The following is a 12985-nucleotide window of genomic DNA, read 5'->3' as shown; positions in this document are numbered from 1 at the left end:
CGATCGGTCGCTTAAGAAGGTTTCATGTTCAGGCTTGCGCATCTCTCCGACGCCCATCTCGGCCCGCTGCCCGGTGTATCGTATCGCGATCTCGCCTCCAAGCGCGTGCTGGGCTACGTCAACTGGCAACGCAACCGCCGCCGTACCATGCACGACGCCGTCATCGACACGCTGGTGGCTGACCTCAAGGCAGGTGGCGCCGACCACATTGCGGTAACAGGAGATCTGGTCAATCTGGCGCTGGACAGCGAAATCGAATTGGCCCGGTTGTGGCTGGAAATGCTTGGATCGCCACGTGATGTTTCCGTGGTGCCCGGCAATCACGACGCCTATGTGCCCGGGGCCTTCGACAAGGCATGTCGCGCCTGGGCACCCTGGATGAGCGGCGATGGCGCCAACATCCAGGTCGATCGCCACAGTTTCCCGTATCTGAGATTGCGAGGCGAAGTCGCGCTGATCGGGGTATCTACCGCGCGAGCAACCGCGCCATTCATGGCAAATGGTTTCTTCGAGGAGAAGCAGGCTGAGCGTTTGGCAAAGCTCCTGGACGAAACGGGCAAGCGGGGCCTGTGCAGGGTGATCCTCATCCATCATCCGCCGATCCGCGGTGCAGTGGCCCAGACCAAGCGACTTTTCGGCATCCGCCGGTTTCAGAAGCTCGTCAAGCAGCATGGCGCCGAGCTTGTGCTGCATGGCCATTCGCACGACCCAACGCTGTTCTGGATCGGGCGTACCAACCGACTGCCGGTTGTGGGCGTCGCGGCAGCAGGGCAGGGGCCGGGAGGGCGGCATCCTGCTGCCCAGTACAACCTGATCGAGATCGAAAGAGCGGCGGACGGTTGGCGTATCGGGTTGACGCGCCGTGGCCTCACCGGACCTGCGCTCGCCCCTGCCGACCTTCAGACATTGGAACTGGGCGTCGAACCGGAGAGATCTACAGCTTGAGGCTTTCGATCAATGGTACGAGGCGGTCCCAAAACAGCGCCGCCGAGACACCGAGGCCAACGAGGGCGCCAAGCAGCACCAGGCCAAACCCGCCGAGGATCGTGCGTCCACGCGTTGGGCCGTCCGCGGTCTGGGGTTTTGGTTCCACTTCCGAACTGGCCTGAGGCGTGGGCCGTTCCACCGGTTCGATACCGCCTTCCATAAGGCGTTGCCGTTCGATCAGACGCTCGGCCAGGTAGCGGGTGACCTGGTCGCCAACGATCTTCATGTCCTGGGATTCAGCCAACACGACACGGCCAAGGCGGGTGTCCTTGACGAAGCGATAGGTTCGGCGGTCCCGGCCCATCGCGACATGGCTGACGGCGTCAATCCACAGGCGTGGCTGCAGTCCTGAAGACAGCGCGAAATCGAAATAGTCGATATCGGATGGCACATCGGCAAAGACCGGCGCCAGTTCTGAGGCCAGCAATTCAAGACGCATGCGATGAGCTTCACGCATGTCGACGACGACATCGTCACGATCGGCCAGAGCGTTCTTCACATCGCGAACGGCCTCCGACAGCTTGCTGCGCGCCTGGTTGATGGGAGTTACGGTTTCGCCTGCTTCCGGCATCGTCTTGCCTCGCGGTTTGGTAAACCACCGGTTAACATGAACCGGGACGGATTTCATCCATCGCGATTGTGTCGGAATGATTTCTGAAAGGCTTCAGCGGGATTCGAATGTCGAAATCGAACTGCTTGCCTGATTTCGCAGGATACCGCGCAGCAGCTCGACGATCAGGCTGGGCACCTCGTCGGTCAGCATATGGCCGGCGACCGGCACCAGGTGCAGGTCGAAATGTTCAGGCAAATTATCGGCCTGGCTGACGGGCAGGATGGAGTCCAATACGCCCCAGACCACGGCGACAGGCATTGCAAGACCGGCGACCAGTTCGGCAGGGATGATTCCCTGGCGTCCTCCACGAGTGATGGCCTTCACAATCTCAGCGAGCTTCTCCTTCTGGCCAGGATAGGCTCGCATGGTCTCGGCGTCGGCAACCGCCTGCTCGGAGACGATGTGCCCGGGGCCCGACATCGCGGCCAGGCATGCCCGGATTTCATCGACCTGAGAAGCCTTTGCAAATCGGCGCAGCAGGGGCGCATCAATCTCTTCGCCATAGCCTCCCGGCGCCAACAGTGTCAGCGACGCAAAGCGCTCCGGGGCCGAGAGCGCCATCAAGGTCGCCACGGCTCCGCCCATCGAATGGCCGACCAAATGGATGCGATCGACGTCACGTTCCACGATGTCGGCAAGAATGGCCCCGGCTATCTGTTTGGGCGACCGCGCGCCTTCGACTTTCAGGGAGGCACCATGGCCCGGTAGGTCATAGGCGATGATCCCGGCCTCGCTGGCAAGTTGAAATCCTATCTCTGTCCAGACGCTGTGTGAGCCGCCAAATCCGTGCAGCAGCACAATTGTGTCCGACCCAGTTCCCTGTTTGTGGGCAAAAAGGCTCGTTGAGGTCATCAGGTCGCGCCGCTCACTCCCGCTGTCCGAAGGGCTCCAATGAACTTCTCTACCATATCAGGCGGGTAGTTGCGCTTGGTGAGAGTTGCCCGCGGGTCGGCCATGAATGTTGGGAAATTTGCTTCCAATTGATCGACGATGTCTTTCACCAAGCCCGGGTTGCCGCCTTCGGATGCGACGATCAATCTGCCCGTGAGAAAAAGCGGATTGGGAGCGACGCTTGCGAGAGGAGCAACCGCCCTGGCCGCAAGCTCCTTGTCGCCTTGCATATAGGCACTTGCAAAAAGGCCGTAGTCCCACCACGCGGCGTGCGCGCCGTTTGCAGCTTCGATTGCCTGAGTCATGACAGCCATGCCCTTTGCATAGTCGCCGCTGAAGGTAAGCGCATAAGCGTAAGAGGCGATCGCCTGGGGATCATATGGGTTAATCTCGTACGCCTTGGAGGTCCACTGCACGGTGTCTGCCCATATGCCCAGTCGGTTCGATATATAGGCTTTGGCATTGTAGGCGCGCGGAGACGAGGGGTCCGCTTGTATCGCGCGTTGCGCGAACTCCCCGGCTTTTTCCAGCGAGGCGTTGAGCGGGTAGGCATAGCGCCAGATCAGGCCGGTCGTGGTTAAAGTCGACAGGCTCGAATAGACGATTGACGACTTGGCATCGCTGTTGGCCAGGGCTTCGAAACAACGATAGGCGCTTTCGTGAATCTTGGCGTTGGCTGCGAGTTCGAAAGCATTCTCCTGGATCAGGCAATCAACCAAACCCTTGGCGAGGCCATTTCGTGCCAGAAAGGTGTAAATGGCGCCTGAAACGGGCGCGGTATCACCGAGGATCTTCCCGACCTGCGGACCGACCTGGGACGTGGTGGCGTCGAAGGCCGCCAGATTGCGGGACAGAACGACCGTATCGCTTCGCAGGTTTTGCACCTCAACAGCCACGCTGCCTGTCGTAGGGCCTGACTGGACATTGAAGACGAAGCTCGTTCCGTCCGCTGCTTTGTTACGATCCGGGGCTGGCTCCCGCCCGACAAAATTGATGGTTTCAAAATGTGTCAGCCCTGCGCGAAGGGCCGTAACAACACGTTCCACCGCGCTCCCGGTTCCCTTCACCGTCAAGTACACGGTCGGTAGATCTTCCGAACCCGGAAGGGCGACGGCGGGTGGAGCTTGCAATGGTTCGGTCCCGGCAGGCGCGGTACGTGGCAAACCGGCAGCCGACAACGCTTGCAGCAGTTTTTCAGTCAAATCGGGTGGATAGTGATTTTTGAGGAACATCGCGCGCGGGCTCGCTGCGAATTCGGGGAATTTGTCGTTGATCTCCGTCAGTATCCGCGCCGCTTCGGTATTGTCGCGGCTGTTTACAGCTACGATGAGCTGCGCTGCGAGGTATTCAGGCTGGGGTTCCACTGCCGATAACGCCAATGCCGCGCGTTTCTGCAACTCCTGATCGCCTTCCATGAAGGCGCCCTGGAAGAGGGCATAGTCGAGCCATTTGCTGTGCGGATTGGCGAGATTGAGGCTGCGCGCCAGAAGTGCCGTGCCCTCCTGATAGTTTCCTGCCATCACCAGCGCCCAGCCGTAGTGATAGACAGTCCTCAGATCATAGGGAGCTGCATCAAGGGCCTTCTTCGCCCAGCGAACTCTCTCTTTCTGATTCCCGACAACCCCTTCGGCGTAAGCGGCCATGCGATAGGCGCGGGAACTGGTCGGGTCGATCTGGATGGCCTTGTTCACGAGAGCCATCGCCTGCTGCACGCTTGGATCCGGCGGATAAGGATAGCCCCAGACGATCGCGTCCAGCTGCTGCCCTGCAAGCTGCGCATAGATCATCGCGGATGCTTCGCCATGCGCGACCAGATCTTCGAGACAACGATAGGCGGCTTCGTGGTTCTTGGCGCTCTGATCGGACGGATACGTCTTCGAGAGGATGACGCATGTGGTCAGATCGTTCTGCAGTCGGTTTTGCTCGATATAACCATAGATCGAACCGAATGGGCCGGTTACGTCGCCCAGAATCTTGGCCACATGATCGCTGGCCTGTGAAGCGGTGGTTTCGAATGCAGACAGCGTTTCCGAATTGAGGACACGGCCCGTTTTGAGATTTTTGACTTCGATGGTCACGCTGCCAAGAGTGGCGCCCGATCCAAGATTGAAGGCGAAGGTCGTCGGATTGTTTGCTCGAGCTTCGTCCTCGCCAGGCTTGCGGTCTATGAACTGGATCGTTTCCATGTTGGAAAGGCCAGCTCGCAACATCGTTTCAATGCGCTGGGTCTGCGGGGTCTTCTCTACGAGAACCAGATAGACGGCTGGCAACTTCTCCAATGTTGCCGCCATCGAATTGCCGATTGCGGACCCGCCGTTGCTTTTGGTGCCCGAAACGACCTCCGGCCCATAGGTCTGGCGCAGCATAAGCACCATGAGAGTGATCATGATGATGAAAAAGAGCGCTATTGCGATCCAGAAGGCATGCAGATGCTTGAACAGGATAACTGTTGTACCCGACAGATCCTGCGCATCGGATGCGGAAACGGGTTTCGCCGATGCGGTCGCGGGGACCTGCTCCAGAACGGCGGGAACCTGCTGCTCGATCGGCTGTTGCCGAGATGGAATTCTGACCCCGTTTGGTTCATAGCTCGGGATATAGCTGCCGCGTGGAATGACGATGCGGATCGGTTCGCCTGCGCCTTCGCCGCTAAAATACTGGTCGAGCAATTCTCTCAGTCTGCCCGCCTGCACACGCACCACGGCATCGGTGGAGGGGTCGAACCCGGCATCCTTGCCAAAGACATCGACGGCGATGGAAAAGCCTTTGAGCTTGTCGGCCTCGCCCGCTTGTTCCCGTTCCACCAGATAGCGCAGCAATTCACGCGCGCGCTCGGAGCGTCCAAATGTCTGGCTCGCCAGGAGTCTATCAAGCGTTTCGCGCACTGCGGGGGCGGCAGGCGTGGAATGCTGCAAGTATTGAACCTCTCAAGCCGGCACAGGTCGTACAACGTTACGCACGATATTCGCGCTTCCACGCCAATACCGTCCCAAGCCCGCTCGAATCTTTACAACCCCGGTTGGAAAAATCCAGCCGGGGTTTTCGCAAAGCGATGAAATCAGCGGGTTTTGAGGCCGATTATACGATTTGCCGCGGATACAACGGCCTCGAGGGAAGCGGCGACGATGTTGGTGTTGATGCCGGCACCGAAAACCTTGCCACCATCATGTTCCATTTCGACATACGACACCGCCGAAGCGTTCGAACCACGCTGCAAGGAATGTTCGGAATAGTCGAGCACCGACATCGATACGCCGATATGGCGCGAGAGCGCGTCAACGAAACCGTCGATCGGGCCGGTTCCCGTGCCCTTGATAATGGTTTCCTTGCCCTTGTCGAGGATCACTGCCTCGACGACGCGCCGGCCTTTCATGGCGGTATCGGGGAAGGTCTGATGATCGACAAACTTCAGCCGTCCATGGGGCTGTTCGATGTATCTGTCGATAAAGCGATCGTAGATCCGCTTTGCCGGCACCTCCTTGCCCTCGGCGTCGGTGATGGCCTGGATGTCCTGGCTGAATTCGACCTGCAGATTGCGCGGCAAGTTGAGCCCGTAATCGGCCTGCAGCACATAGGCGATACCGCCCTTGCCGGATTGGGAATTGATGCGGATGATCGCTTCATAGCTGCGGCCGACATCCTGCGGGTCGATCGGCAGGTAAGGCACTTCCCACACTTCCTTGTTGGCGGATTGGATCGCCTTCATGCCCTTGTTGATGGCGTCCTGATGCGAGCCGGAGAAAGCAGTGTAGACCAGTTCGCCGACATAGGGATGGCGTTCGGGAATCTTGAGCTGGTTGGAATACTCATAGACATCCTTCATGCGGTTGATGTCGGAGCAATCCAGGTCCGGGTCGACACCTTGCGTGAACATGTTGAGCGCCAGCGTGACCACATCGACATTGCCGGTGCGCTCACCATTGCCGAACAGCGTGCCTTCGACACGATCGGCGCCGGCCATCAGGCCGAGTTCGGTTGTGGCGATACCAGTGCCGCGGTCATTGTGCGGATGCAGCGAGATGATCAGGCTGTCGCGATTGTCGAGATGGCGGATCATCCATTCAATGCGATCGGCGTAGACATTGGGCGTCGACATCTCGACGGTCGACGGCAGATTGATGATCAGCTTGTTGTCGGGGGTCGGCTTCACGATTTCGGTCACGGCGTTGCAGATTTCCAGCGCGACCTCCAGTTCGGTGCCGGTGAAGCTTTCCGGCGAGTACTGGAAGCGATAGCCGCCGCCAGCCTTGGCTGCCATGTCGGTGATCATCTTGGCGGCGTCGGTGGCGATCTGCTTGATGCCGGTCACGTCCTTCTGGAAGACGACGCGGCGCTGCAACTCGCTGGTTGAATTATAGAAATGAACGATCGGCGTCTTGGCGCCCTTGAGCGCCTCGAAGGTGCGCGTGATCAACTCAGGCCGGCATTGCACCAGCACCTGCAGATCGACATTGTCGGGTACATTGCTTTCCTCGATGCACCAGCGCGCGAAGTCGAAATCGGTCTGCGAGGCGGATGGAAAGCCGACCTCGATTTCCTTGAAGCCCATATCGAGCAGCAATTGGAACATGCGCGCCTTGCGCTCATGGCCCATCGGATCGATCAGGGCCTGATTGCCGTCGCGCAGGTCGACGGAACACCAGATCGGGGCTTTTTCGATCTTCTTGTTCGGCCATGTGCGGTCGGTGAGGCCAACCAAGGGATAGGGTTCGTATTTGCGTACCGCATTCGGCATGCCTTTAGGGGCAGAAGCTTGGGGCATGTCGACCTCGACGCTCTTTCGTTGTGTGGAACTCATCTTTCAATCTCCCGGCTGCTGGGCCGGCATCGCCGAAGCACAAGCAGCGCCATTAGGCTAAGTCAATTGGTTTGGTGACTTGAGGAGCTTGCCTGGGATAAAAGCCCTGGCGGCAACGACCGCCGGGCGCTCCTTCAGCGGACCCGGCGATCGCCGATAAGGCCGAGAAGAAGAAGGGTCGAGGAAAGCGCGCGCATGGTCTCGCCGGCGAGGCCGGTCGGACGGAAAGCCAACGATGCTGGGCGCGTCTTCATGGTCGCTCTCTTACAGGAGCGTTCTGTTCGAGGCAAGCGAGACGTCTCGATCGTCTACGGGCAGAGTGCCCGAACGGTTTTCCTTTGTGGTTTCACGCAAATGCGGCAGAGTTCGCTGATGGCGTGGTGTGAGCGCAGCGACAAGAGCGCCGCGCGTCCTTTCGGACGCGCAAAGGTCGCTCTAGCACTTTGATTTGACGCATGATCCTTTCCGAAAATCGATTACGATTTTCGGGGTCATGCGCCAGGAGGGCTGATCATGAATTTCGTGTTCTTCTCGCCGCATTTTCCGGCCAACGGCGCCGATTTCTGCGATCGGTTGAAAAAGGCCGGCGCGACGGTGCTGGGGATCGGGGACGCACCTTACGAAGCGTTGGCGCCCAGGCTCAAAGCTGCGCTCAGCGAATATTATCGCGTCGCCGATCTGGAAGACTATGACCAGATCTATCGGGCGATGGGGCATTTCATCCACAAATGGGGGCGCATCGACCGCTTCGAGTCGCTCAACGAACATTGGCTCGATCTGGAGGCCGGCATCCGTACCGACTTCAATATCGAAGGCATAAAACTCGACTATGTGAAGAACATCAAACGCAAGAGCCGCATGCGGGCCTCTTTCCGCAAGGCCGGCGTCAATGTGATCGCCCAGCGCAAGACATCCGATCGCGCCGGCGCCATGACCTTCCTGCGCAGGGTCGGCTATCCGGTGGTGGTGAAGCCGGATTCCGGCGCGGGTGCCGCGCACACCTATAAGATTTCCAATGTTGCCGAACTGGACGAGTTCTTTCGCATCAAGCCGGAAGGCATGAGCTTCGTCATGGAGGAGTTCATCGACGGATTGGTCGTAACCTATGACGGCCTTGTCAATCGGGACGGCGAGATCGTCTTCGCCGCGAGCACCAAATATGACGATTCCATCATGGATGTCGTCAACAAGAACAAGCACATGAGCTACACCTGCCGGCCCGAGATTCCGGCCGATGTGGAAGAGGCCGGCCGCAAGATCGTCAAGGCGTTCGATCTCAAGGAACGTTTCTTTCATATCGAGCTGTTCGAAACCAAACAGGGCCGGATCGTCGCCTTGGAGGTCAATATTCGTCCGCCGGGCGCCTGGATGCCGGATGCGATCAACTACTCCTTCGATATCGATATCTATGCCGAATGGGCCGATATGGTGGTCAAGAACAAGGTCGGTGGGCCGTTCGAGGGCAAGTATTTCACCGTCTATGCCAGCCGCAAGAAGCACATCCGCTATCGCCACAGCCATGCCGATGTGCTAGCCGCCCACGCCGACATGATTGTCCACCATCAGGACATCGAAGAGGTCTTCAGCCGCGCCATGGGAAACTACGCCTATCAGCTGCGTTCGCGGGATCGCCAGGCGCTGCGCGCGGCGGTCGACTACATCCATGCCGAGGAGGCATAGACGATGGACATCTCCTACAGCAAACGCTGGAGCGGGAAGCTCGGCCGCGACATGGAATACAAGCACTACGGCTATGCCGGACGACCGGTCATCGTCTTTCCGACCTCGCAGGGGCGGTTCTTCCAATTCGAGGATGCCGGCGGTGTTGGCGCGCTCGCCGAGTTTGTCGACACCGGCCGTATCCAGCTATTCACGGTGGACGGCATCGATAGCGAGAGCTTCTTCGACAAACACGGCGACCCGACCCAGCGGATCGCGCGGCATGAGGCTTATTTCCGCTATCTGCGCGAAGAAGCCTTGCCGGAGTTTGCGGTCATTGCCGCAGAGGCCAATAACGGTCGATCCTTGAAGCCGCTGTTCTCCGGCTGTTCAATGGGCGGCTATCACTCGTCGAATTTCGTGTTCCGCTACCCCGATCTGGCGGCGGGCGTGATTTCGCTTTCGGGCGTTTACTCCACCAGAGGTTTCCTGGGAGACGGCCTGGCTGGCGATATCTACTACAACTCCCCGCTCGACTATCTGCCGGGTGTTTCCGACGATGCACTGCTTTCGCGGCTGCGCTCGCTGCGGCTTATTTTCTGCTGCGGGCAAGGTGCCTGGGAAGAACAGATGCTGGCCGAGACACATGCGCTGGAACGAGTGTTGCGCGACAAGGCGATCCCGGCCTGGGTCGACTATTGGGGCGGCGATGTCGACCACGATTGGCCGTGGTGGCACAAGCAGCTTCCCTATTTCTTCAGCCGCTGGTTGGACGAGGATTTGAAACACCGGCTGGATTGACGCGATCTTCCGCAGCCTGTCCTTGTTGTCTGCTTCGGGCGATTGTCGTAACCAATTCGGGCGCGAGGCGCGCATGGGGCGAGGATGAGGAGGAACAGCATGGCATTTTCTAAATTCACGCGGCGCGCCGTCCTGGCGCTGGGACTGTCGGTGCTGCCGTTGGCCGGCATGGCATCGCAGTCGGTCGCGCAGGAGTTTCCCAACCGCACGGTGACGCTGGTTGTGCCGTTTGCGGCCGGTGGTTCGACCGACCTCGTCGCACGTATCATCGCGCAGAAGATGTCGGACGATCTCGGCCAGCAGGTGATCGTCGAAAACGTCGCCGGCGCAGGCGGCAATATCGGCGCCGACCGCGTCGCGCGGGCCGATCCGGACGGCTACACCATCCTGATGGGCACTGTTGCCACCCATGCGCTCAATCCGCTGATCCTGAAAACCAAGCCATACGATCCCGAAAAGGACTTCTCGCCGGTTTCACTGCTGGTCATCGTGCCTAACGTGCTGGTGGTCAATCCGGAGTTGCCGGTCAAGAATGTCCAGGAACTGGTCGCGCTGCTGAAGGCGGAGCCAGATAAATATTCCTATGCTTCATCAGGCATCGGCACGCCGCTGCATCTGTCGGGCGAGCTGTTCAAGATCATGGCCGGCGTCGAGATGCAGCACATCCCCTATAAGGGAGCAGGTCCGGCGCTCAACGATGTCGTCGCCAACCAGGTGCCGATCATGTTCGATAACCTGCCGTCCTCGTCGTCGCATATCAAGGGCGGGACGCTAAAGGCGCTCGGCGTGACGACGGCCAAGCGCGTGCCGTCATTCCCGGACATTCCGACCATCGCGGAATCTGGTGTGCCGGGCTATGAGACCTACACCTGGAATGCGCTGTTTGCCCCGCCCGGCACGCCGAAGGAGGTCGTCGACCGTCTCAATGCGTCTGCCAACAAGGCGATGAAGGATCCGGCAGTGATCGCCAAGATGGGCGATTTCAGCGCCACCATCGTCGGCTCGACACCAGAGGAGCTGGGAACGCACGTCAAGGCGGAGCTCGCCAAGTGGGAGCCGATCGTCAAGCAGGCCAAGATTCAGGTCGACTAATTCCAGACAGGCTGTGCGAGGGTATCACCCTCGCACGGCATCACCCGTATCGGCGGGTTGGTCCAGTCCGTAGCCTCCTGCCGGCTCGGTCTCGAATTGGAAGTCGAAACCAGCCACCATGGGGCGGGCCCTGGCGATTGCTTCCTGCACATGCGGAAGCTGGAGCGATGCCTTATGGCTCGCGGCGTCGATCCAGACTTCGGTAACCCAGATCGCCGTGGTGTCGGCGGGATCGCGGGCGACGATGTAGTTCAGGCAACCAGGCATGGAATCGGTGGCCTCGAGCAGGAGCTGGAGGAGTTCCTCTCGCTTGCCGGGAGTTGCACGCATCTTTCCGATCAGGCCATACATCAGGCACTCCCTTCGATCGCCACCCTCTCGAGCGCCGCGCGTCCTTTTGGACGCGGAAAGGTCGCTCTGACACTTTAACGCGGCGCATCGTGCTTTCCGAAAATCGATTTCGATTTTCGGGCCGATGCGCTGGGCCGATCATCGGATGAAATCGGTCCCGGTATCAAGGCCTTAGATAAGCATAGCCAGCGGCCTGCAATTCTACGAGTTTCACGACTCCGCCGGCATCGGCGCTGGCAAAGCCCTCGAAAAGATCGGGCAGGGCAATATCCATGCCGTGCATGGTGTTGGCGCAGGCATGGGGTGTCATGCCTTTCTTCACCAATCCGGCAAAGCGGCTGGAAATTGCCGCGGAAGCGGCATTGCGTTTGAAAGCGGCAAGCGCCGGACCGTGAACCACGAGAACGATGTCCACTTCGCCGCCTGTGCCCTCATAATGGTTCTTGATGTTGCCGAGAACGAAGGCAACCTTGTCGATATCGTCGAGATGATAGGCAACCCTCTGTCTCGGAGATGCCACCGGCGCAGCGGTCGCCATTTTCACCCCGAACAGAGCTCCGGTCGAGGCCACCAATCCGCGGAAAATATCCCTGCGAAGCATGAAAAACCGTCCCGTTCTCGGCAGCATAATGCGCGTGGCCTTCGACGGGTTCCTAGCATAAAATCCACACTAGCGGATCTCGGTGGGAGGGGCCGATGGTGACGTCGAGAAAAATCGCAACCGCGAGCGCTGGAATCGTCGGTGCACTCTTCCTGGCAGGAACGGTCTACGCTGACGAGCCGCGAATATTGAAGGAGCTCAGCCCGGATGGCGGCAGCGCCTGTTTCGGCCGGGTTTATGATGCAAGCCATCTGAAGGCCCATCCGCATCAGAAGGTTGCGCGGATATTTTTCTATCACGGCCGTGATCCGGTCAGTCGACCGAGCGAAGATCCCTATGACGGTGTGGGTTCTGCCGGCTATAACGGCTTCATGGCGACGACCGCGCGTGGCGCTCCCAAGCCTGAATGGGTCGGCGGCTGGTGCAATGCCTCGGGGGAAGGCGGAGATAAAAGTTCGATCCATTGCGGCATGGAATGCGACCGCACCATGGCCGAGCTCAGCCTCGATGCGGCGGGACGGTTGAAGGTCGACGCCTTCGACCGCGATATCTACCTGGACATCGGCGCGGAAGACGAACTCGGCAAGGTGGAATACGAACGGCAGGCGCTTGGAACGGATGATAACGGTTTTCTGCTCGAGCGAAGGCCTGTAGCGGATTGCAAGGCTGAGTTCGCGCGGATCGATCCGGTCAATCCAGCATTGGGTGATCCGTTGCGCGTGCGGTTGAAGCCAGATCAGCCTTTCTGTTTTGGAAGGGACTATTCGGCTGAACATCTCGCGTCACATCCCGACCAGTTGACGCAGACCATTCGTGTGTTTCGCAGTAAGACGGAGCTCGCTTCCTTCGCGGCCAAGGGAACGATTTCCGACTGGCCGAACGGGGCCGATCTTGTTGTCACGATGATCTCCCGCAAGGGGGCGGCAAAGGCCACGCAAACCTATTCCTGCCAAGGTGAGGCCGACCAGTGGCGCTGCGCGGCGATCGCGGCCCCCGACGGAACTTCCTGCGATCTGTCGGAGAAGGAGATCTATCTGCGCCGTGGCGCCAATGGAACGATGATGCTGGCCAACCCGAAGGACAGCCTGCCACTCACCGATCTCTGCCAGGCAAATGGCCAAACGAAATCGGACGACAGGGTCTTTCGCCTGGAAGCGATGCCGCAATCCGCCTGTGCGCGATAAGCCAGGCT

General features: G+C 59.5%; 11 protein-coding genes. 5 read left to right on the top strand and 6 right to left on the bottom strand.

Annotated elements, in window-relative coordinates; genetic code table 11:
• The first annotated feature begins 24 nt into the window (after window positions 1-24).
• The gene (locus tag AO692_RS18025) at window positions 25-945 is read left to right on the top strand and encodes a metallophosphoesterase (RefSeq protein ID WP_054311443.1); all 921 of its coding nucleotides are present in this window, start codon (window positions 25-27) and stop codon (window positions 943-945) included.
• On the opposite strand, the gene AO692_RS18020 is transcribed toward AO692_RS18025, so the two are convergent.
• From AO692_RS18020 to leuA, 4 genes are all read right to left on the bottom strand, one after another.
• The gene (locus tag AO692_RS18020; RefSeq protein ID WP_054311442.1) at window positions 935-1558 is read right to left on the bottom strand and encodes a hypothetical protein; all 624 of its coding nucleotides are present in this window, start codon (window positions 1556-1558) and stop codon (window positions 935-937) included. The two genes, AO692_RS18025 and AO692_RS18020, sit on opposite strands and share 11 nt — an antisense overlap.
• A 93-nt stretch (window positions 1559-1651) precedes the next feature.
• Window positions 1652-2452 carry an alpha/beta fold hydrolase gene (locus AO692_RS18015; protein WP_054311441.1) on the bottom strand — a complete coding sequence of 267 codons (801 nt, stop codon included), beginning with the start codon at window positions 2450-2452 and terminating at the stop codon, window positions 1652-1654.
• Window positions 2452-5406, bottom strand: a complete 2955-nt coding sequence (locus AO692_RS18010) for a hypothetical protein (RefSeq protein WP_054311440.1) — start codon at window positions 5404-5406, stop codon at window positions 2452-2454. The genes AO692_RS18015 and AO692_RS18010 overlap by 1 nt, the downstream gene beginning before the upstream one ends.
• 143 nt (window positions 5407-5549) lie before the next feature.
• The gene (gene leuA / locus AO692_RS18005; RefSeq protein WP_054311439.1) at window positions 5550-7226 is read right to left on the bottom strand and encodes a 2-isopropylmalate synthase; all 1677 of its coding nucleotides are present in this window, start codon (window positions 7224-7226) and stop codon (window positions 5550-5552) included.
• 576 nt (window positions 7227-7802) lie between these two features.
• Between leuA and AO692_RS17995 the strand changes: the two genes are divergently transcribed.
• From AO692_RS17995 to AO692_RS17985, 3 genes are all read left to right on the top strand, one after another.
• Window positions 7803-8969 (top strand): ATP-grasp domain-containing protein, encoded by a 1167-nt coding sequence (locus AO692_RS17995; protein WP_054311437.1) that lies wholly within the window; start codon window positions 7803-7805, stop codon window positions 8967-8969.
• A gap of 3 nt (window positions 8970-8972) precedes the next feature.
• A complete protein-coding gene (locus AO692_RS17990) occupies window positions 8973-9749 on the top strand; it encodes an esterase family protein (RefSeq protein WP_054311436.1) in 777 nt (258 codons plus the stop codon).
• A 99-nt stretch (window positions 9750-9848) separates the two neighbouring features.
• The gene (locus AO692_RS17985) at window positions 9849-10841 is read left to right on the top strand and encodes a tripartite tricarboxylate transporter substrate binding protein (RefSeq protein ID WP_054311435.1); all 993 of its coding nucleotides are present in this window, start codon (window positions 9849-9851) and stop codon (window positions 10839-10841) included.
• Window positions 10842-10865: 24 nt separating this feature from the next.
• Here AO692_RS17985 and AO692_RS17980 read toward each other — a convergent pair whose 3' ends face one another.
• Together AO692_RS17980 and AO692_RS17975 are read right to left on the bottom strand one after the other, a co-directional pair.
• A complete protein-coding gene (locus AO692_RS17980) occupies window positions 10866-11192 on the bottom strand; it encodes a putative quinol monooxygenase (protein WP_054311434.1) in 327 nt (108 codons plus the stop codon).
• A 163-nt stretch (window positions 11193-11355) separates the two neighbouring features.
• Window positions 11356-11793, bottom strand: a complete 438-nt coding sequence (locus tag AO692_RS17975; protein WP_054311465.1) for a DsrE family protein — start codon at window positions 11791-11793, stop codon at window positions 11356-11358.
• A 95-nt stretch (window positions 11794-11888) separates the two neighbouring features.
• Between AO692_RS17975 and AO692_RS17970 the strand changes: the two genes are divergently transcribed.
• On the top strand, window positions 11889-12977 hold the full coding sequence (locus tag AO692_RS17970) for a hypothetical protein (protein ID WP_054311433.1): 1089 nt from the start codon (window positions 11889-11891) through the stop codon (window positions 12975-12977).
• Window positions 12978-12985: the final 8 nt, after the last annotated feature.

Source organism: Mesorhizobium sp. 1M-11, from assembly GCF_001303895.1.
Classification (GTDB): domain Bacteria; phylum Pseudomonadota; class Alphaproteobacteria; order Rhizobiales; family Rhizobiaceae; genus Mesorhizobium.
The sequence above is the reverse complement of the archived record's forward strand: the minus strand, read 5'-3'. Positions and strand labels throughout refer to the sequence as shown.

What these genes read in the sequence shown, in the direction of transcription:
- AO692_RS18025 (WP_054311443.1), top strand. Translation starts at nt 25, where the DNA reads ATGTTCAGGCTTGCGCATCTCTCCGACGCCCATCTCGGCCCGCTGCCC.
- AO692_RS18020 (WP_054311442.1), bottom strand. Translation starts at nt 1,558, where the DNA reads ATGCCGGAAGCAGGCGAAACCGTAACTCCCATCAACCAGGCGCGCAGC.
- AO692_RS18015 (WP_054311441.1), bottom strand. Translation starts at nt 2,452, where the DNA reads ATGACCTCAACGAGCCTTTTTGCCCACAAACAGGGAACTGGGTCGGAC.
- leuA (WP_054311439.1), bottom strand. Translation starts at nt 7,226, where the DNA reads ATGCCGAATGCGGTACGCAAATACGAACCCTATCCCTTGGTTGGCCTC.
- AO692_RS17995 (WP_054311437.1), top strand. Translation starts at nt 7,803, where the DNA reads ATGAATTTCGTGTTCTTCTCGCCGCATTTTCCGGCCAACGGCGCCGAT.
- AO692_RS17990 (WP_054311436.1), top strand. Translation starts at nt 8,973, where the DNA reads ATGGACATCTCCTACAGCAAACGCTGGAGCGGGAAGCTCGGCCGCGAC.
- AO692_RS17985 (WP_054311435.1), top strand. Translation starts at nt 9,849, where the DNA reads ATGGCATTTTCTAAATTCACGCGGCGCGCCGTCCTGGCGCTGGGACTG.
- AO692_RS17980 (WP_054311434.1), bottom strand. Translation starts at nt 11,192, where the DNA reads ATGTATGGCCTGATCGGAAAGATGCGTGCAACTCCCGGCAAGCGAGAG.
- AO692_RS17975 (WP_054311465.1), bottom strand. Translation starts at nt 11,793, where the DNA reads ATGCTTCGCAGGGATATTTTCCGCGGATTGGTGGCCTCGACCGGAGCT.
- AO692_RS17970 (WP_054311433.1), top strand. Translation starts at nt 11,889, where the DNA reads ATGGTGACGTCGAGAAAAATCGCAACCGCGAGCGCTGGAATCGTCGGT.